This is a genomic window from Streptococcus sp. Marseille-Q6488 (assembly GCF_946902925.1).
GTDB lineage: Bacteria > Bacillota > Bacilli > Lactobacillales > Streptococcaceae > Streptococcus.
In genome coordinates, this window is record NZ_CAMPPZ010000005.1 from 126286 (window position 1) to 148422 (window position 22137).

8 protein-coding genes and 3 pseudogenes are annotated in these 22137 nt (G+C 42.9%); all 11 read left to right on the top strand.

Going from position 1 to position 22137, the window contains the following annotated elements; genetic code table 11:
* Positions 1 to 3: 3 nt before the first annotated feature.
* Entirely contained in the window at positions 4 to 621 is a 618-nt protein-coding gene (cysE, locus tag OVN23_RS02230) for a serine O-acetyltransferase (RefSeq protein WP_061424257.1), read from the top strand.
* Positions 622 to 632: 11 nt separating this feature from the next.
* Complete coding sequence (locus OVN23_RS02235; RefSeq protein WP_267240327.1) at positions 633 to 1517, top strand: GNAT family N-acetyltransferase; 885 nt, start codon at positions 633 to 635, stop codon at positions 1515 to 1517.
* Positions 1518 to 1598: 81 nt separating this feature from the next.
* Positions 1599 to 2942, top strand: coding sequence for a cysteine--tRNA ligase (cysS, locus tag OVN23_RS02240; RefSeq protein WP_267240328.1), 1344 nt, complete (start codon positions 1599 to 1601; stop codon positions 2940 to 2942).
* The gene (locus OVN23_RS02245; protein WP_000567927.1) at positions 2935 to 3321 is read left to right on the top strand and encodes a Mini-ribonuclease 3; all 387 of its coding nucleotides are present in this window, start codon (positions 2935 to 2937) and stop codon (positions 3319 to 3321) included. Before cysS ends, OVN23_RS02245 begins: the two co-directional genes overlap by 8 nt.
* Before the next feature lie 3 nt (positions 3322 to 3324).
* Positions 3325 to 4209: a PucR family transcriptional regulator gene (locus tag OVN23_RS02250; protein ID WP_267240329.1), complete on the top strand. Its 885-nt coding sequence runs from the start codon at positions 3325 to 3327 to the stop codon at positions 4207 to 4209.
* A gap of 658 nt (positions 4210 to 4867) precedes the next feature.
* Complete coding sequence (locus OVN23_RS02255) at positions 4868 to 5866, top strand: Rpn family recombination-promoting nuclease/putative transposase (protein WP_267240330.1); 999 nt, start codon at positions 4868 to 4870, stop codon at positions 5864 to 5866.
* Positions 5867 to 6319 (top strand): annotated as a pseudogene (locus tag OVN23_RS02260) (hypothetical protein); the annotation flags it as partial. It lies immediately after the preceding gene.
* Positions 6316 to 6759 (top strand): annotated as a pseudogene (locus OVN23_RS02265) (hypothetical protein); the annotation flags it as partial. The pseudogenes OVN23_RS02260 and OVN23_RS02265, both read left to right, overlap by 4 nt.
* Positions 6760 to 6767: 8 nt before the next feature.
* A pseudogene (locus OVN23_RS02270) lies at positions 6768 to 7136 on the top strand (hypothetical protein); the annotation flags it as partial.
* A gap of 401 nt (positions 7137 to 7537) precedes the next feature.
* A complete protein-coding gene (locus tag OVN23_RS02275) occupies positions 7538 to 8203 on the top strand; it encodes a YSIRK-type signal peptide-containing protein (RefSeq protein WP_267240331.1) in 666 nt (221 codons plus the stop codon).
* 621 nt (positions 8204 to 8824) lie between these two features.
* Positions 8825 to 22137: Rib/alpha-like domain-containing protein (locus OVN23_RS02280; protein WP_267240332.1), on the top strand; the 13313-nt coding region annotated here is incomplete at its 3' end.

Genomic DNA, 22137 nt, shown 5'->3' on the forward strand with positions numbered 1-22137 from the left:
TGTATGGGATGGTGGCGCGAAACCATTGATATCGTAAAAGAAAATGATCCAGCGGCCCGCACCACTTTGGAGGTTTTGCTGACTTATCCAGGTGTCAAGGCTTTGGCTGCCCACCGTCTTTCGCATTTTCTCTGGAAGCATGGCTTTAAACTCCTGGCTCGTATGCACAGTCAGTTCTGGCGCTTTTGGACTCAGATTGAGATTCATCCAGGTGCCCAGATCGATTCAGGTGTCTTTATCGACCACGGTTCTGGTCTGGTGATTGGGGAAACAGCGATTGTTGAAAAAGGCGTTCTTCTTTATCATGGAGTGACTCTTGGTGGGACTGGTAAGGATGTTGGCAAACGCCATCCTACCGTTCGCAAAGGAGCGCTTATATCCGCTCATGCCCAAGTCATTGGACCCGTTGAAATCGGTGAAAACGCCAAGGTCGGTGCAGCAGCAGTTGTTGTGGCAGACGTACCTAGTGATGTGACGGTTGTCGGTATTCCGGCTAAGATTGTCCGTGTTCATGGTAAGAAGGATGAGCCGGTCATTCACGAAGTCGAAGAAAAACGAGAGTACTACGTCAATAAGCTCGAGCAGGCTAAAGATGCCAGTCACAGATCGTCTGGGTTGTAGAGGATAGCTATATGATTCAAGCAAGAAACAAGTTAAGCCAAGAGGAGTTATCTGAGGCGAAAAAACTAATTAACTGTTGCCAAAACTATGACGGTACCTATCGTGATCCCTATCTTTCTAACATGCTTAATTTTGACCCAAACATGCCCGCCTTTTTCCTTTATTATGAAAAAAGCGAACTTGTTGGTTTATTAACTGTCTATGCAGATGATCAAGATGTAGAAGTGACGATACTGGTTCATCCAGATCATCGCCGTCAGGGAATTGCGCGTGCATTGTTTACTAGTTTTGAGAGAGAGACGGCTTCTTTTCCGATTCATTCAGTCACTTTTCAGACAGAGCGTGTTTTTCTAGAGCGCCATCTTGATTTTGTTAGCAACTGGGGATTAGTCGAGGATGAAGAGACAGAAACCTGGTTAGGTAAGGATAGAAGATCTTATCCGTTAGAAAAGCTTTCCAATCTTGAAGTTTTGTTAGCAGATCGTTCTTATCAGGATCAAATTAGTCAGTTAAAATTTCAGGCTTTCTCAGAGGAACATGAGTCTAGAGAGATTGTGGATAGATATGTCGCTGAAGCTTTGAAGGATCCAGAAAGTCGCCTATATCTTTTGTTAAAAGACGGTCAGGTTATTGGAACTTGCACGGTAGATTTATCAACTAATACGAATTACTTCTACGGTTTAGCAATATCTGAACCTGAACGTGGGAAAGGCTATGGAAGCTACTTAGCAAAATTCCTTGTCAACCAACTAATTGAGCAAAATGATAAGGAGTTCCAAATTGCAGTAGAGGATAGCAACGTAGGTGCCAAACGTTTGTATGAAAAAATTGGCTTTGTCAAACAGACTCAGGTGGTTTATCTGAATGAGAAAGGAGCAAGGGATTCCGAAGTGTAGAGATATTCGGACTGAAATTCAATTAAACTGTCAGTGTTCTAATGAACTGTTCTTGGATTTCAGCTTTCCTGATTATGATTTATGATTAAAATCTATGACACCATGTCTCGTGATTTGCGAGAATTTGTCCCGATTGAGGACGGTAAGGTCAAGATGTATGTTTGTGGGCCAACGGTGTACAACTATATCCACGTGGGGAATGCCCGTTCGACGGTAGCTTTTGATACCATTCGACGTTACTTTGAGTACCGTGGTTATGAGGTTGCCTATATTTCCAATTTTACGGATGTGGATGATAAGATTATCAACCGTGCCAAGGAAGAGGGCATCACGTCTCAGGAAGTTGCGGACAAGTACATCGCTGCCTTTCGTGAGGATGTGACAGCCTTGGGCGTCAAACCTGCGACCCGCCATCCGCGTGTGGTGGAGTTTATGGCTGACATCATCCGCTTTGTGGAAGATTTGATTGGAAAAGGCTTTGCCTACGAGAGTCAAGGAGATGTCTATTTCCGTGTGGAAAAATCTCACAACTATGCTAAGTTGGCCAATAAAACCTTGGAAGACTTGGAGCTGGGTGCTTCAGGTCGTACCGATGAAGAAACGGCTCGCAAGGAAAATCCTGTAGACTTTGCCCTATGGAAATCTGCCAAACCAGGCGAGATTTCTTGGGACAGTCCTTGGGGACCTGGTCGTCCGGGCTGGCATATCGAGTGTTCGGTTATGTCAACAGAGATTTTGGGCGATACTATTGATATTCACGGTGGTGGAGCTGACCTAGAGTTTCCTCACCACACCAATGAAATTGCCCAATCTGAAGCTAAAACAGGCAAGACTTTTGCTAACTACTGGATGCACAATGGCTTTGTCAATATCGATAATGTCAAGATGTCTAAATCTTTGGGCAACTTTATCACCGTACACGATGCCCTTAAAACTCTTAATGGGCAAGTGCTTCGTTTCTTCTTTGCGACTCAGCATTACCGCAAGCCTATCAACTTTACGGAAAAAGCAGTGCGTGATGCTGAGACCAATCTCAAGTATCTTAAAAATACTTACGAGAAACCGTTTACTGGAACTGTAGATGCTCAAGAGTTACAGGCCTTTAAAGATAAGTTTGTAGCAGCAATGGATGAGGATTTCAACTCTGCCAATGGCATCACAGTCGTCTTTGAAATGGCCAAGTGGATCAATTCCGGCAACTATGATGCAAGTGTCAAGCAAGCTCTTGCGGATATGTTGGAAGTTTTTGGAATTGTCTTTGTTGAGGAAGTTTTGGACGCTGAGATCGAATCCTTGATTCAAAAACGCCAAGAAGCGCGTGCCAATCGTGACTTTGCGACAGCGGACCAGATCCGTGACCACTTGGCTGCTCAAGGAATTAAGCTCCTTGACACCAAGGATGGAGTGAGGTGGACACGTGATTGATGTCAATCTCATTAACGGGATTGCGTTAGCTTTTGAGGGGGACGCGGTGTATTCTATGTATATTCGTCGTCACCTCATCCTCAAAGGCATGACCAAACCCAATAAACTCCACCAAGAAGCGACCAAGTATGTCTCAGCCAAAGCTCAGGCGCGCCTGATTTCCCTTATGTTAGAGGAGCAAGTCCTGACGGAAAAAGAAGAAGAAATCTATAAACGTGGTCGTAATACCAATAGTCACACTAAGGCTAAAAATGCTGATGTGGTGACTTACCGTATGTCCACAGGTTTTGAAGCTGTGATGGGCTATCTCCATATGACTGAAAATCTGGAACGTCTTGAGAGCTTGATTTCGTGGTGCATCCAAAAAGTGGAGGGTTAGGACATGATGGCAAAAGAACTACAAGACTGGTTTCCTGAAGCTCAGATTTCAGACCAGCCAGTAGAGAAAGAGGGTTACTTAACTCTTCCTTTAACTTCTCAGCAGTGGATTTTGCTGGAGGAAACTGGGCTCAGTGAGCGTGAAAAGCAGTTGATTTCCCTTTTGACCCAGCAGGAGCAAGCTCGTTCGCTCAATCCTTGGTATTCCTATCTGATTGAGGGGAAGGGGCAGGCACCGCAAGCTTTCAAAAAGATTCAGTTGGTTTATTGTCATCTTTCCTATTTCCAACAGGAAAATCTAGCTTCTTGGCTAGATATGATGCGGACTCTTTTTCCCAACTGTCAGACGGTGATTCAGGTCGGAACTCAGGATTATGTTTTCGTGCTTCAACAAGATAAGTACACCTCTGTACGTTCAATCTTATCTGATACTATTGAAGCGGTTGAGTATGACTTTGGACTGCGTCTATCTATCATGTTAGGACAGGTTTGGTCTCAGACGGGGCATCAAGCCCTATCAGACTTGATTAAAGCGGAGCGGGATTTATTTAAGACTTGGTGGCGTCAGGGTCATCAAGGTGTTCATACTTTTTCTCAGCTCTATCTTTGGAGTATGGGAGAAAGACTCGTGGACTTGAGAGTAATCAAGGAATGTCTACATCAGATGATTTTGGATCAAGATCAGATTCAGGAAATCATCCTCTCTCTTTGGGAAAATAGTGCTGTTCTCACTAAAACAGCCCAGAAACTCTATCTGCACCGCAATTCTCTCCAATACAAGATTGATAAGTGGGAAGAATTGACAGGGCTACAGTTGAAGGAGTTGACCGACCTAACTCTGTGTTATCAATTGATTTTAGGTTCTTTGTCAACTATAGTTGGTTTGTAAAGAAGTTAATATTTGGAGAAGAGGATTGCCATCTTCTCCATTTTTATGTGCAGAGTTATAGTGGATTGAGGCTGGGAAAGTACACTGTGACTGCTAAAACATGCCTAGAAGTTGCTTTGATTCCCCTAATCTATTTATGTAAATTTTATGTTATTTCACTATAGTTGTTTGATTTTTGTTTAGTATTAGAAGATTGAAAATCAATGAATAAATCTACCAGCAGATGACTCAAAACGTCCTTTTGAAGCTGTAGGTAAGGCAAAGTTGACGTAGTTTGAAGAGTTTTTCGCATAGTAGGAACATCCAATTTTGGTGTGTTTACTTATGGGGTTTTTCCTAGTGATACTTATATCTAGACACAAAACTATAGCTTGAGAGCTAGTCATTTTCAGATAAGATTTAACTCTTCCTAATACTGGGTTTTGTTTGCTTTTCAGAGTCCTTTTCTACTAGAAACTGGGATGTATCCTATTTATAGGAGTAATCGCTAGAAATATGGTAGAATCAAAAAAAGAATCAGCTGCTTTTTTATGTAAATTTCAACCTGTGAAGTCTAAAAATTTTTAACTTTCTCCTTTCTTTTCCGAATAAATAGATAGTAGCAGTGAATCTAGCAAACCTAGATTAAAAAATGTGCTATAATAGAAGGAGGAAAAGGATGATTCTAAGACATCCGGGCATCAGCCCAACCAACGATTTGGTTGCTAAGAAAATCTTTAGTAATCCAGAAATCACTTGTCAATTTATTCGCGATATGCTGGACTTGCCAGCAAAAAATGTGACGATTTTGGAGGGAAGTAATATTCATGTCTTGCCCTCCCTGCCTTACTCAGCGCAGGATTTTTATACCAGTATAGACGTCTTGGCGGAGTTGGATAATGGAACCCAAGTAATCATTGAAATTCAGGTACATCATCAGAATTTTTTCATCAATCGCCTGTGGGCTTACCTTTGCAGTCAGGTCAATCAAAACCTAGAAAAAATTCGCCAACGTGAAGGTGATACTCACCAGAGCTATAAACACATCGCACCAGTATACGCTATCGCAATTGTAGATAGCAATTATTTCTCAGATGACCTGGCTTTTCATAGCTTTAGCATGCGAGAGGACACTACAGGTGAGGTTTTAACCATCACCAATAACGGTCAAGAAAACCATCTGGTTAAGATGGCGTTCTTGGAATTAAAAAAATACAGAGAAACCAGCAAAGATAGCATTCGCAAACCGTGGTTGGAGTTTTTCGGTAACAAACCCTTTACCCAAGCACCCGAGCGAGCCATCAGCCAAGCAGACCAACTGCTGGACTACAAAAGCTGGTCCGAGGAGGACAGGAAAATGTTTAGCCAACTACGTATGCGTGAAGAACAAGCCTTGTTAGCGCAGGACTATGCCTTGGAACAAGCGGAGGAAAAGGGCTTAGAACGTGGTCTTGAACGTGGTCGGGCAGAGGGTTTAGAGCGTGGTCGAGCTGAGGGGATTGAACAAGGTATCGAAAAAGGTTTAGAACAAGGACTTGAACGTGGGAAAGTTGAAGGAAGTTTGTCTATGCTACTAAATCTGGTTCGTCAAGGTCTTCTGACACCTGAGATTGCCAGCCAGCAGTTGGGAATGACTGTCTCTGAGTTTGAAGAATTATTAAAAGACCATCATAAATAAGAACTAAAAAAATACAGAGAAACCAGCAAAGATAGCATTCGCAAGCCGTGGTTGGAGTTTTTCGGGAATAAACCCTTTACCCAGCACCCCGAGCGAGCCATCAGCCAGGCAGACCAACTGCTGGACTACAAGAGCTGGTCCGAGGAGGACAGGAGAATGTTTAGTGAACAACGCAGACGCGAAGAACAAGCCTTGTTAGCGCATGACTATGCCTTGGAACAAGCTGAGGAAAAAGGGTTGGAACGTGGTCGTGCAGAGGGTTTAGAACGTGGACGAGCTGAGGGAGTTGAACAGGGATTGGAGCGCGGGAAAGTTGAAGGAAGGGAAGAAGGAAAACTTTTTGCCTTTCTGGATATGGTTCGTCAAGGTCTTCTAACACCTGAGGTTGCGAGTGAGCAATCAGGCATGACCGTGGCTGAGTTTGAGGCACTATTGAAAGAGCATCATAAATAAGAACTAAAAAATACAGAGAAACCAGCAAGGATAGCGTTCGCAAGCCGTGGTTGGAGTTTTTTGGTAATAAGCCCTTTACCCAGCAACCCGAGCGAGCCATCAGCCAGGCAGATCAACTACTGGACTATAAGAGCTGGTCCGAGGAGGACAGGAAGATGTTTAGTCAACTACGTATGCGTGAAGAACAAGCCTTATTGGCCCAGGACTATGCCTTGGAACAAGCTGAAGAAAAGGGCTTGGAGCGTGGTCGTGCAGAGGGGATTGAACAAGGCATCGAAAAAGGTTTAGAACAAGGACTTGAACGTGGGAAAGTTGAAGGAAGTTTGTCCATGCTACTAAATCTAGTCCGTCAAGGTATTCTAACTTCCGAGATTGCCAGTAAGCAGTTGGGTATGACTGTCGCTGAATTTGAGTCACTATTGAAAGATCATCATAAATAAGATCTAATAAATACAGAGAAACCAGCAAAGACGAGGTTCGCAAGCCGTGGTTGGAATTTTTCGGGAATAAACCCTTTACCCAAGAATTCGAGCGAGCTATCAGCCAGGCAGACCAACTGCTGGACTACAAGAGCTGGTCCGAGGAGGACAGGAAGATGTTTAGTCAACTACGTATGCGAGAAGAACAAGCCTTGTTGGCACAGGACTATGCCTTGGAAACAGCTAGGGCGGAAGGTATCGAACAAGGATTTGAACGTGGGAAAGTTGAAGGAAGTTTGTCTATGCTACTAAATCTCGTTCGCCAAGGTCTTTTGCCTTCTGAAGTTGCCAGTCAACAGTTTGGCATGACCGTCGCTGAGTTTGAGGCGCTTTTGTAAGTTAGGGGATGTATCTAGCTTTTCTCTTAAAATCTTATCAGAGTGCTAGGAAACTTACATCATATTTCACGATTTTCAGCAGAATGGTTCTGCTGATTTTATATAGAAAAAATGGCGGATTTTATCTTTCTATAGATAAGGTCTGTTTTTTATTTATATTAAATTTAAAATATTATCCATAATAAGGTTGATAGATAAGGGTTTGTATATATATATAATTACGAGAAAATGCTGTTATATCGGCTTTTTTGCTACTTTTTTAATCTTATCTTCATCTAGGTTTATACTTGATTTCTTTCCGTAAAAGTATTACTATAAAGTTGACATATTATGTGTTACGGGTTTTTGTGTACTCTTTTGAGGAAAGTTGGCCTGTGATACAATGAAAGGATGCTATGCTCATGTTTGGAAAAAAACATAGTGACAATGGTGAAAAAATTTACCGTTACTCAATAAGGAAATATCATTTTGGAGCTGCTAGTGTTGCGGTGGCGGCTCTGATGTTCTTTGCGAATGGGGTGCAAGCGCAGGCCCCTGCAGTGTCTCCAGTAACAGCTAGTGATGTAGTTGCTGGACCTTCTGGAAATTCAGATGGGGATCCACAGGACTCAGATGAGGAGAGTCCTGAGAAAACGGCAGTAGTTGAACAGCCAGTTGAGCTCAAATCAGCAGGAGAATCTAGCGCTCCAGAAGCTAAAACTGAAGAAGGAAGTCAAGAAGAATCAGAAGCTGAAGTTAAAAGTCCTCAGGCTGAGACTAAGATAGATGAGAACGCAGAAGCTCCTCAAGTGGCGAAGGAAAAAGATCAGGAAGTATCAGCGCCAGTAGCTGACACAAGTGCAGCCAAATCGACACAAAGCACCCTAGAAGCTTTGTTGGCAAATCTGACCCTAGACTCCATGAAGGCTCTCCGCGCTGAAGTCGAAGAAGATCTCGCAAAGGCTAAGGCGGTCTTAGAGAATCCAAAAGCGATGCAAGCACAGGTTGATGAGCAAGTCAAACTCATGGAAGACCTGATTCGCCGGGTCAGGGAAGCTTTTTTGCTTCGTTTTTTTAAAACACAATAGATTGAGACTAGAACCGTACACACGCCACACCATACCACTATTACTAAAACATTGCTAGAAATGAATGTGTTTGTTACAATCGCTTTATCTAGTTCTTATTTTTGATATAATTTTTAGGCTTGAGTCACTTGATTTTGTTCAGTTGGCTTTTTTGCTGTCCTTTTTCATGTGATAAACCTTTCAAGCCGTTTTTAGTATAGTAGATTGAAACTAGAATAGTACACACGCCAAACAACTACTGCCAAAACATTGTTAGAGATTACTTTAACTTTCCTACTCAATTTGTTCACATCTTATTTCAATCTGCTATAAGAGTTACGATACCAGGAGGGAGAGCACTGATAGAGGGTATTTTGCTGTTTTCTTGAAGACTTCTTAATCAGTTTTTTTCTGAAATAGAATCTCAAAAACCACCTATAAAAATAAGTGATAATATGGCTAAAAAAGTTCGCATTTTGCTTTTCAAATTTGTAAAAATAGGATATAATAATACTGTCTCGAAATTTGTCTTTTGACAAGTGTCGGAATAAAAAGAAACATATCCTTTCTTAAATACCTAAAATATTTAAGGGGGGTATTTTTTAGTACCTCCAGAAAGGAAAAATGAGAGGTAATTCAATCATGAAAAAATCATATCGTGATGATAACGGGGAAAAGATTTTCCGTTACTCCATTCGAAAATATCACTTTGGTGCTGCCAGCGTTGCTGTTGCAGCCTTGATGTTTTTTGCGAATGGGGCTGTGGCGGCGAGAGAGACAATTACTCCAGCCACGGCAAGTGATGTCGTTACGGCAGGTTCTGATGGCAATGCAGATGGTGATTTAGGAAGCTCGGATGAGGGAGACTCGAACAAGGTTCTAACTGACCAGCCAGCTGAACTCAAAGCAGCTGATGAGGTGAAAACGCAAGAAGCTCCAGCTGAGGGAACCAATCAAGGGCAAGCAGGAGCTGAGTCTAACTCTGCTCAGTCCGAGACAAATTCAGCTAACCAAGAACCTTCTCAAGCAGGAGAAGTAAAAGAGCAGCCGACCGTCGCTGATACGACAGCAGCCAAATCGACTCAAGGGAATCTGCAAGCTTTGTTGGAAAAACTAACGCTTAGCTCAATGCAGGAACTCCATGCTGAAGTGGAAGCGCGCCTAGCAGCAGCTAAGGCAGTTTTGGAAGATCCAAAAGCGACGCAAGCGCAGGTTGATGAGCAAGCAAGACTGATGGCAGAGCTTACGAGCCGTGTTAATCAAGCCTTGACACCTAGCCTAGAAACTCCAACAATCTTGGAAAATGCGGGTCTAACATCTACAGGTCTCACATCTACTGGACTTGCTACTCCAGAGGGAGCTACGACTGCGCAAACAAGTGGAGGAAAAGGTCGTAGAAGAGCTTTGAGCGAGCCTACATCAGATGAAAACCAAGCCAATCCATCTGCTGGAGGGGACTCAACAGGTTCGGGAGCTGGCTCTCAAGCTACTTCACGAGAACTCCCAACCTACACCAACACAGAAGGTAAGAATGGCGTTTATGGATTAAAAGATGAATTAGAGTTCATCACTGAGCAACTCCGAGATAACGGAGCATCGGCAGATAAAATCCAAGCAGCCAAGGCAGCTGCTGATAAGTTCAATGAAGCCTTCTCTAAAGGCGACACCATCAGTCAATCAGATTTTGATGCGGCCTTAGCAGACCTGAAAAAATCACGTGAACTGATCGAAGGAGTCCTCTCTGAAAAAGAGGCTAATGCAGGAAAGGTAACAGGAACCGCAAATCCAGCAGAGTCTGCAACTCCAAGTGAAAACAATGTAACCATTCAACCGCGTACCAACGCTACAGGATGGTCAGGTTTCCGCTCTATGCCAGCAGGTACTGTACGAACACGTAATGCACGTGCGGCTCGTTCAATTGAGGAACGTGCAGGGGAGGGTCGTGTAGGGCCAGGAAGTTACTTTATTGATAAGTATACGAGTTACTTTGATAAAGGTGATGACTCAACATCTCCTTACGATAAGTACACTTATGTTTACTATAATGTTAAGAGACAAACTTCTGCAGGTAAAGATGACCCTGTGGTAGATATCTTGAAGTATTTGAATGAAAAAGTCACCAAAGTAAAGGCGACCCCAGCTAGAGGTGTTAAAAAAGGAATTGACTGGGAAATCACAGTTAATCCTAATCATCAAAATCTCCAAAATATGAGTTTCTTCTTTACCCTTCCTAAAGGGCAAACTTTGGTTAGAAATAGCTTTACCATTACTAGGGAAACGGCTACTGAGAGGCATTCGTTTTCATCTTCTGGAAACGGAAATGATGATGAGATAACTGCCAGCTTAAAAGCTGCAGGTCTGACGGATGTAAGGAAAGGAACCACGGAACGAACAACTGCTCCAGCGCCAACTAAATTCAAGGGTTCTGTTTATGACTATGAAGTATCAACCCTTTCTGGTTTGGCTAAACAAGGTGTTTTTTTTCAGAGGAACCATGAATCCTCAGATGAAGTAAAACTTGGAGACAAGAAGTTTGACCAAATTGAGAAAGATACGCAGACGGTCTATTATGGTCAACTAGGAGTTATAGAAAATGGCGTTTACTCTGCAGACCCAAGTGCTGCTTATAGAATTACCTTTAGAACGGAAGGTAGCGATAAGATAACCAACTTAAGCTATCTGTCTGGTCTCAAGGGGGTGGATGTAAACAGTGGAGGTAACCCACGTAGACTATTAGTCCAACAATGGTATGCTCGCACACCAGGCGAAGTAGATTCTACGGATAAGTTTAAATTTGACTTGACAGGGAATCACTATTACCCTGTTAATCAAAATACAGTCAACTCCAAGTTTTTACCAGAATACAATGCTTATCAAGTGACTAAGAATGGTATCATCTATAAAAATAGATATGATGAGTCTAACGAACCCTATAACCCACAAATTGACGGGGTAATCTCTGCAGAAAGTCGTGCCGGACAGACCATTGACGGGTACAAAAATTTTGACATTACTTCATATGGAGATTATTTCAATGAAAATGGTGTTAAGTTAGAAAAAGAGCGAGAAGGGAAAGCTGAAGCTACTAGACAAGGTCAAACGTGGCACTTGTACAGAGTTGGTGAAAATACGGAAATAAGTAAGGAAGACTTGACCCGAGATGCTATTTTGACTCCGGGTGTTCATGCCTATAAGTATGTCAGAACCTTTACCGATGGTTCTAGTGACTCTGACGTTTTCTACTTTGTGACCAAGCCGAAGACTCCAACCTTAGATACAGACTTGAGCAAGCTAGGGACGGTCAACCCTGTCACAATCAAGGCTAGTGGTGGAGCAGGCAACTCTAAAATGGTTCTCTATCGAAAACTATCTAATGGCAACTTGGAAGAGGTGACGAGTGCGACTGCAAATGCATCAGGAGTTGCAACCTTTACAAATGTAACCCTACCAGCCTTGGGGACCTATCTTGTTAAGACAGTTGTGGATGGACACTGGTTAGATGAACGCAATAATGGCGAAAAACATGATACTGTAGAATCAGACCCATCAAATGAGAGAGATACTCTTAAATTTGAAATGGGGATCAGCACAGAAAACATACCGGGTACACAGAAACCCAACCTAAAAGATGAGAAGGTTATCCCGTATCCAGCTAATGACATTGTTACAAACAACAGTGTTAAGTTTATTGCTAGAAGTTCTAAGAATATTAAGAAATTAGTTGTTACAGGTGCAGAAAATATCGTAGCCGCAAACGAATGGCGTACGGAGGGACTAAATAGCCAAGAAGCGACTATTAGAATAGAGAAACCAAATGGTTTTGATGGCAATAAACGTGGAGTTTATGAGTTGACTGTAACTGCAACTGCAGAAGACAACTCAATCTCTACCTATAAAACCCATCTCTTTATTCCGCCGACAGCAGGAAGTTTTGAGACGACGAGTGATGACTTACGTGAAAAATCCAATAGCAAACCACAAGTGACGGCAACAGGATTCTTAACCAACCCAGCAACTTTGCCAGGTTACGAGTGGAAAGCTTACTTGGTAAAAGGAGGTCAAAACAACCCTAACTCTTATGTTCGGGAAGCTCAAAATTATACGGTAGTAGCCGCTACCAATATTCAAGCTAACGGGAAAGCGATCTTTAAAGAGGGTGACTATAGACAGGAAACTATCGGAACAGATAATTTGAGACTGGTAACAGCCTTGGTAAAAAGCGGAACTGATCAGGTATTTGAAAATCTCAACTCTAGTCTGAGTGAGAGCACGATCAAGGCAACCGCTCCTCGAACGGACTATGTCCAAAAACCAGGACGCTTAACCTTTATCCAAGGGGAAACACCTACATGGGGAGATCCTAAGACCTACTTCACCTATGGAGATGGCTCTGCTATCGGGGCAGATAGAACTTTCCTATGGAAAGAGTATCCTCAGACTTTTAATACTACTGCACCGAAAAATCCTGATTTAACAGTAGGTACTGGAAAAACTGTGGATGTTTTAGCATCTTATCCTGGACGAGGTACTGTAACACTGCAGGTGACCTATGATGTAGTCGCACCTGTAACCCCTAAGAACAGCATGTATACGGTCAAAGGGAAAGACTTTGTCAAGCCAAACACCACGACTGCGGCAGTAGCATCAGACTTCTATAACAATACCGATGGTAAGACCATCGCGTGGAAAGTTGACTCAGAGCCAAATAAAAATGCAGCTTCAGGTCAAACGCATACAGCAACAGCGGTTGTGACCTATCCAGGGGTGGATAGAAACGGTCAGCCTATTACTAGAGAAGTCACTACAAACTATACAACAGTGAATACAGTCCTAGTAAAGAATGTCTTCACTGCTAATCAAGATGGCAAGTTGACAACAGGAAACGACTCTGAGGCTTCAAGCTATACACGAGCAGAAACGGGTCAAAAAACGCATATCCAACGTGAAGAGTTTGTTCCTACAAGTCGAACAACTGCGACAGCTCCATCAACTGCCAAGGCTGGAAGTCTCAATAAAGAGATTAAAGTCACTTACGATAATGGTCAGACCCAAAACCTAGGGCTTGTTACCAGTGTGACACCAAGCGCTCCGACTATTACAAGTGATTTGCACGACAAAGCAGGATTGACAAACCAAACAATCACAGTGTCCAACGTCCCAGAAGACGGCACGGTAGAAGTCAAGCTAACGGCTAATGGCACAACGATTCCAAATACCACTGTGAGACGTGTTGGAAGCCTAGCAGAAGTTACGGTTAGAGGAGAATTGCCAGCTGGAACCATCAAGGCAAGCACAAAAGTAACAAATAACACTTATTCCTACACAGAAGGAAGAGCTAAAGATATAGCCTTAACCTCTCCTGAAAGTAGCGCTCAAGCTGCAACCTATAAACTGGCTACCAAGAAGCTCTATACTGTCAAAGATGATGCGGCGAACTTTACAGCTTCAGATTATGTTTATTGGGATAAAAATGGCACAAAAACGGCTCTACCGCAAGGAACAACCGTAACATGGGTTCGTTCAGTTGCGACAACGACAGCCGGCGAACAAAATTATCAAGTAACCGTCCGTGTTCCTAACCAGGCAGATACGACCTTGACAGTTCCAGTTAAAGTTTATGACAAGGTGACTCTCAAGGCATCAACACATACCAATGCCAAGGGGAAATTAGCAAATGGAGACAATGCAGCAAACTATGTAACTGGAGTAACTCCGGGAGTGACAGTTGCATGGCAAGGAGGCCGAGTGCCAGATGTCAGTCAAGCAAATCCAAATCTAAAAGGCAATATTGAAGTTTCTTATGCTACAGATGACGCTGCAAATCCGATTAAACGGAACTTGCAAGTGAGTCTACCGACTTATAGCGCAACTCAGACAATCTTTACAAAAGAAACGACGGTAGGGACCACGTTTAATAATTCTAGTACTTATGACAATTTTACCCATGATTATCCAGTCCCAGGCAATAGGGTAGTTAAAGCTTTCTGGGAATCAGCAAGTAATTACCATAATGCATCTAGAAATGGCGCTGCTACGACTTTAGGAAAAGTAGTGGATAAGATTCATGTTTATTTCCCAAATGCAGATGGAGTGCAGGACTATAACGACGATCGAGTACAAGAACTAGCTGTTACCTTTATTGTGAAACCTAAGACTCCGTCTATAGATGAAGCATCGGTTAGCGGAAAAGCAGAAAAGAACAATCAAACCGTAACGATTAACAATGTGACACCAGGAACAACTGTTGAGCTCTACAACGGCGATACGAAAATTGGTTCTGTAGATGTACCAAAAACTGGAAATGAAACGGATACATCGACGAAGACGGCTAACATAACAGTAAACGGAGTGTTGCCATACACGACAAATCTTCGCGTTAAAACCATTTACCAACCAACTAATCCTGACCAAAACGTAGCTTCTGACTTTAGTGCTAGTGTGACAAGCACGACCCAAGCACCACAGGCACCTACAGTGTCTCAAAGTCCAGAAGACTTGGTTGTTAAATCAGAAGTGGGACAAGATGGCGCTACGAAAGCGACTTTGACCTATGTCAATGCTAATGGTGATACCAGAACAGTAGGCTTTACGAAAAATGGAGGTTACTGGGATAAGGATAATGCCAACGCCGACACTACAGTGTCCATTATAAATGGTACAAACGGAAGAGGAGAAATCCAAATCCAACCAGATACAGCCAGAGCAGGATCAACTGTAACAGTTGTACAGAAGACAGATAAATCGGCTATTAGTGCCCCGGGAACTACCAGGGCTTTGGGACGCTTAAATGGCTTGACAAATACAGCTCAAGCTGATGGTTCTGTGGAGATTCGTATTCCAGAAACTGCAACTCGTATGACTTTGACCTATACACCACAGGGTCAAACAGCACCTAAGACATTGGAATATACTAAAACGGGAACAACCTGGACGTCACATAATGGAATAGATACCTATTCACTTGATCGTAAGATTATTATTCCGAAAGCTAATGTGGTGGATGGTTCAACAGTTTCGGTCATCGCATCAAATAACGATAGAACAACTACTACAGTAGAAAGTAAAGCCAAGTTTGAACAACCGAGCGCAACGACTAGTGCTACACGTCAAAATGGTGATGTAGAAGTTACCTTACCGACAGATGCAGACAATGTGACCCTAACTTATAAGAATAGACAAAACACCAATATCACAGTAACACTGGCTAAACAAGGAAATACTTGGAGTCCTTCAACAAACTTACCAGATGGTATCAGCCTAGCAAATGGTAAGGTTACGCTTGACTATACGAAGGTAAATAGGGATACAAATATCACAACAGCCTCTACTAGAGGACAAGGTGATGTCAAGTCACAAGCAAATAATGGGAATCATTCTATCCCAAAACACACAGCTCCAACAACCCAAAACGTTGTTATCGCTGCAGGTGCGACGCCTACAAATGAGCAATTAGCTACAGGTGTAACAGTCGCAACCAAACAATCCGTTGTAGCAAAAGAGACACAAACTGCTATTGCTGCAGGAACGACTAAAGTTGTTGCAACTACCTTGACTTACCAAGATGGGTCAACAGAAGATGTAGATATAACGGTTAAATCAAGACCAAATACTCCAACAGTAACTAAGAGTCGAGAAAATCTTGTTGATGAAGCTTTGGAATCTACAGCGCGTAGCATTTCAGGGACAGCAACTCCAAGGGCAACTGTAACAATCACCTTGCAAGATGGAACACACCGTACTGCGCAAGCGGATGAAAACGGTGCATGGAGTTATACTCTAGCAGATAGAGAAGTGTTATCTTATACACCTAATGGTTTTAATAACAATAGAACAGATACTCTAGGGGTTAATGCAACTCGTGTTAAAGTTTCGCAAACGGTAGACAATATTTCTTCTGCTGAAAAAGAGATAGATGTTTATCTAGGAAATGCCAATGTGGTAGGAGCGGTAGCGGCTGGTCGTGATATTGATTTGAGCATTCCACACGATGCGTACACAGTAGCAGTAAAAGTGGCAGGTAGAGGAAGTGATATCGGAATTACTCGAGATGCTACAGGAAACTGGAGAATTGTGGATGCTAGAGATCGTGATGCTATAGAGATTGTTCAAGGTAGTGCGAATCAGGATCCGAGTCGCATAAATCTAACACTTAGGTTGAAAAACACCGATCCAGCAAGTACACCTAGCTTTAGGCTTCAAAAAGGTGATAACAAGATAGAGACACGTGTTCATGTACCGATAGGTGATAATATTTGGGGTAGACCTGCTAGCGGATGGGTTGGAAGCTCGGTAACCAATACACTTCCAACAGTAGAATGGCAGTCTGGAAAAGAGGTTCAGGAAGGTCAAACCATTCCATCGCCAACGGTCGATGAGTTGAAAGATTACTTTGCGGGTCATGACGTTGAGGATGATGCAGGCAAGACAGTAGGATACGGAGCTTCTTCACGAGGGAAATTACGTGTTCGTGTATTCACTGGTCGAGATACTGCTCGCAATATCGAGGGAACTTCTGTCGGTGCTCAAGCAAATGGTCGAATCGCTCCAGGTACCTATACTCTTGTCTTATCAACAATAGATGCAGCAGGAGAAGAGTCTACTACACTAGAAAAAAATGTTGTGATTAAAAGTCATGCGGACTATTATCGTGACACTGTTAAGTACCCAACAGATGCTGAAAAAGTAACCTATAATGATACAGCAATCACGAATGGTAATTTTACAACAGCAGCTAAAACAAGCTTTAAAGATAAGATCCAAGAGCTAAATCGTACGGTACTTCCAGCTACAACAACCTATACAGCTGGTAATACAGATGATAAGACCAAGGTAGCTGTGCTTGGCTTCCCAGATGGATCTACTATTGATATTTCGCATGCGGTTGTAGCCAAACCAGAAGCTCCGACAATTACTCTTACACACGATGATAAGGTATCGGATGCGGATAGAACAATTTCTGGTACAGCGCTTCAGAATGCGACAAAAGTTACGATTAACTTCCAAGATGGACGAGGTGAACAAGGACATGCAGATGTTACACCTCGTAATGGTAAATGGACTTATACTCTTCCACCAGGACGTTACCTCCGTCAAACAGAACAATCAACTCTACCAGGTTCTTCAACTGTACCATTATCTGTAACACAAACAGTATTTGATGCAGTTAGTGACGCTAAGAAAGTATATGTTGCAAAAGACCGTAACTTTGCAGGAAAAGCAATAGTAGGTAAAGCAGGAGATCAAGAACTTACTAATCTGAAGAATGATCCTAGATTAGGAATTAAGTACACAGAAAGAAATGTTCCAAAAGATTTTCCAAGCGACTTTTCTGCAAGTTGGAAGGAAACACCAAATATCACAGAAGTCGGAACTAGAACCTATATTGCCAAAGTATTTGAAGCAAATAAAGCAGATGCGGTTGCTCAAGAAATTGAAGTAGAAGTAACTGTAAAAGCAGCTACACCAGACCAAGTGGTGGCAAGCCACAAGCAAAATGGAGATGCAGTCTTAACACCGCCAACAAATGCGGACAAAGTAACCATCACGTATACGGACAAAGTTGGAGCACAACAGACGGTCAAACTATCAAAAGAAGGCCAAAACTGGAGTGTAACAGAAGGAGAAGCAGGTTTACTACAGGATGGCAAAGTGGTACTAGGATACAAAGACATCGACAGAAGTCAAGCTATCCAAGCAAGTGCCACAGCAGGAAGCGACAAGTACCTAAGTGACGCTTCAAGCACCCAATACACAGTACCAGAACACAGTGTGACAATCACTCCAATCACAAGAGCACAAAGCGAAGCTCTATCAGCAACAGCCATCAAAGATGCGGTTACTGTAGACAACAAAGCAAGTGTAGTGAAAAAAGGAGCCTTACCAGAAAGTATCGGTAAGAACAAGATTGCAGCGACGGTAACCTATGATGATCAAAGTACAGAAGATGTAGAAATTCCGTACACAATCAAACCAGACGCACCAAGTGTTCAAACAAGTATAGGAAAAGCAGGAGCAACTAGTGTAACTGTAAACGGAGTCACTCCAGGAACAACCGTAGTCTTGTATGATGTAAGCAATCCAACAAATCCAAGAGAATTAGGACGCAAAGACATCACAGGAACAACGGGAGACGCCAAAGAAAATGGAGTAGACGTAACAGTCACAACTCTAACAAAAGATCAAAAAATCGCAGCGAAAGTGATCTACAAACCAACATCACAAGACGAGCGAACAGAATCAGACTTAGGAGAAAGCCTAACAGTTAGAGAAGGACTAGCCGTAAATAGCATCCATGCGATTAAGGGTGAGGCTTACACAGGCGAAGCTAAAGGACGTATTCGTTACAACGACAATACAGACGAAGCGCTTAGAACAAATCTACCAGACAACGCAACAGTAGAATGGAAAGATAACCAAGCACCAGACTACAACGCGGTTGGAACAAGAAACTACACAGCGGTAGTGACAATACCAGGACAAGGAAGTACAGAAGTAGAAGTACCTGTCCATGTATATCCAACTGCTAGCTTGAAGAAATCAAGCTACACGAACAAGTTGGGTAGCTTGTCAAACGGCACAGAAGCTTCTAACTATGTTTCATTTGAAGGTACAGACAGTAAGCCAAATAACGTAACAGTTCGTTGGAAAGATGGTACCCCAGATGTATCTAGCGTGTCTGCAGACCGTAAGGCTAAGATAGAAGTTGTCTACCCAGGAAATGGCTCTGCGACGGATACAGTTGTGAGAGAATTGGAAGTATCCCTTCCAACCTACCACTCGGTAGCTAAGGCTACAGAGTACACTCTAACAGTAGGAGAAAACTTCGACACAAACGCGAAGAACTATGTGACAACAAGTCCAACAGCGCCACAAGGTATAGAATACGCATGGAAGACAGATGGCACAGCCAACCAAGAATACGGTTCAGATACATGGGGCGGAGTAAATGGCGACTGGATTGGTAAGAAGACCAACAAGGTTAAGGTTTACTATCCAAACGCAGATGGAGGCAATGAGAAATCAGAAGCTCTAGCAGAAGAGACACAAGAAATCACCTTCATCAAAAAACCAGCCAAACCAAGCATTACAACCGACTTGGAATGGAAATCAGGCACAAGATCAGTAGTAGAAGTAGGCAATGTCACAAGCGGCACACGAGTAGTCTTGTATGATGAGCAAGGAAACGAGCTAGGACATACAGACGTACCAAAAGGCACAGACTATGCGACAGCAACGACTACAACCATTACACCGACAAAAGACTTACCAAAAGGAAAAGTCTACGTCAAAACAATCTACATGCCAGATAACCAAGCAGAGAAAGTAGAATCTGACAAATCAGATGATGTGACAGCTAAGTTAAACGAGCTAAGTGCAAAAGGAAGCATCCAAACACTAGCAGGCTCAGGCAACATAGCAGGCACAGACACTTTAGATGCGCAAACCTTGGGCAAACTCTTACGTCAAGGCAATGCAGGAGTAGACTTTACGGGAGCAACGGCTCAGTGGAAAGACAAAACAGCATTAGAAAAAGGCGTTGCAGGAACACGAGTAGAAACCTTACTAGTTAAACTAAAAGGTCAGACAGAAAACCAAGAAGTACAAGTAACGGTGACAACTCTAGCCCAACCAAGTGCAAAAGCAGTCTTGAAAGCAAAAGATGCCAACATCACAAATGACAATCTATCACACTACGTAACAGCAGAAGGCAATGGCACACTAAGTTGGGAAAATGATCCAGCAGAAGTCAAAGTAGGACAAAGCTTACCACGTATCAAAGTAACGTATCCACAAAATGGAGTAGCATTGACAGACATAACAGATCAATACATCACTCCAAGTGTATACAGCTTAGAAGCAAAAGCAGATGCGAAAACGACTGTAACGGTAGGAGACACCTTCAATCCACAGGCAAGTGACTATGTCGTACCAGTAGCAAACACAAGTGCGTTACCAAATGGAACAACCTACACATGGAAAGATGGCAATGCACCGACATCAGCTACAGTAGGAAAATCAACTTACACAGTAGTGACAAGGTTTGGAACAGGTACAGACGTACCAGCAGACCTTCAAGGTCAGAGTGTAGAAACTACAGTAGAGATTACAGTTCTATCACAAAAACCATCGCAACCAGCTTTAGCCCAAGACCGAACAAGTTTAGAGATTACAGCAGTAGTAGGTAAAGAGGACGCAACAAAAGCAGAAATTCGCTTTACAGACGCAGCAGATCAAGAACGCACAGTAAGCTTCACAAAAGGAGCCAACGGACAATGGGATAAAGATGACGCCAATGCACAATCAACCGTTCAAATCACAAACAACGTAGATGGAACAGCGACAGTGCACATGACAAGTGGAACAGCCAAAGTAGGAACAACCGTATACGCTAAACAGAAGAAAGACAACTCAGAGTTTAGTGAAGAGGGAAGTCTTGTAGCTAAAGACCGCTTAAACGGCGTAAATGCGACAACAAAAGATGATGGATCAGTAGACGTAACAGTTCCACAAGAAGCCGACAAAGCAACAGTAACCTACACGCCAGAAGGAGAAACATCACCTAAGACGGTAGAGATTACAAAACAAGCAGACGGCAACTGGGCACTACCACAAGACTCAGGACTAGAACTTCACAAAGACGATGCGACAGGTCAAGTAACCGTAACCGTACCAGCAGACAAAGTCAAAGACGGAACAAAAGTTACAGGAGATGCCGAAAGCGCAACGAAACTAAGTGAAGAAAAAGAAGCGACTGCAAAAGCACCGCAACCAAATGAGTTTAGTGAACATGTACGCGACAACGGAGACGTAGAACTTACCATTCCACAAAATGCGGACAGCGCAACCATCAACTATCCAGTAAGCGATACAGAAATTAAGACAGTAACGCTTACAAAAGGAGCAGACGGCAACTGGACAGCGCCACAAGACTCAGGTATCACGATTACAAATCCACAAGACAATAGCGCAAGCAAAGTAACTGTACCAAGCGATAAGATTTCAGGCAACCGTACGATTACAGCGACGGCCAAGGCAGGAACAGGAATAGGAGAAAGTACACAACGCGACTTCACTACAACTGTACCAGAGCATCAAAAACCAACTGTAGCAGAAATCACAGTGGGGGCAGGAGCAACGCCAACAGCAGAGCAAATCAATGCGGCAATAACAGCTACTAAGAAACAAAATGCAGTAGCCAAAGGAAACTTAACACCAGTAGATGCAGGAACAAGCGCGACAGTCAAAGCAGTAGTAACTTATGCGGATGGATCAACAGAAGAAGTAGATGTAACGGTTAACTCTAAGACAGCTACACCAGACCAAGTGGTGGCAAGCCACAAGCAAAATGGAGATGCAGTCTTAACACCGCCAACAAATGCGGACAAAGTAACCATCACGTATACGGACAAAGTTGGAGCACAACAGACGGTCAAACTATCAAAAGAAGGCCAAAACTGGAGTGTAACAGAAGGAGAAGCAGGTTTACTACAGGATGGCAAAGTGGTACTAGGATACAAAGACATCGACAGAAGTCAAGCTATCCAAGCAAGTGCCACAGCAGGAAGCGACAAGTACCTAAGTGACGCTTCAAGCACCCAATACACAGTACCAGAACACAGTGTGACCACAAATACACTAGTCAAACCATACAAACAAAATGTTACAGATAATGATTTGTTAGACGCTGTAAATGCTGAACACAAACAGACTGTTAATCTGAAAGATGGAACAAGTTATCCTACAACAGATGGTTTCCATGATATTGAACTTACAGTGACATATGAAGATGGTAGTACAGAAAATGTCCCAGCCAAATACAAAGTCACAGATGCTTCTAAAGGGACTATCGACAAAGCGGCTGAGACTAAGAAAGCTGAGATTGATAAGCGTACCGACTTGACGAAAGAAGAGAAGGACAAAGCGAAATCTGATGTTGAAACAGCAGCAGAAAAAGC

Excerpts from the sequence above, each read along its gene's own strand:
- OVN23_RS02250 (WP_267240329.1), top strand. The coding sequence starts at position 3,325 with ATGATGGCAAAAGAACTACAAGACTGGTTTCCTGAAGCTCAGATTTCA.
- OVN23_RS02235 (WP_267240327.1), top strand. The coding sequence starts at position 633 with ATGATTCAAGCAAGAAACAAGTTAAGCCAAGAGGAGTTATCTGAGGCG.
- cysE (WP_061424257.1), top strand. The coding sequence starts at position 4 with ATGGGATGGTGGCGCGAAACCATTGATATCGTAAAAGAAAATGATCCA.
- OVN23_RS02275 (WP_267240331.1), top strand. The coding sequence starts at position 7,538 with ATGTTTGGAAAAAAACATAGTGACAATGGTGAAAAAATTTACCGTTAC.
- cysS (WP_267240328.1), top strand. The coding sequence starts at position 1,599 with ATGATTAAAATCTATGACACCATGTCTCGTGATTTGCGAGAATTTGTC.
- OVN23_RS02255 (WP_267240330.1), top strand. The coding sequence starts at position 4,868 with ATGATTCTAAGACATCCGGGCATCAGCCCAACCAACGATTTGGTTGCT.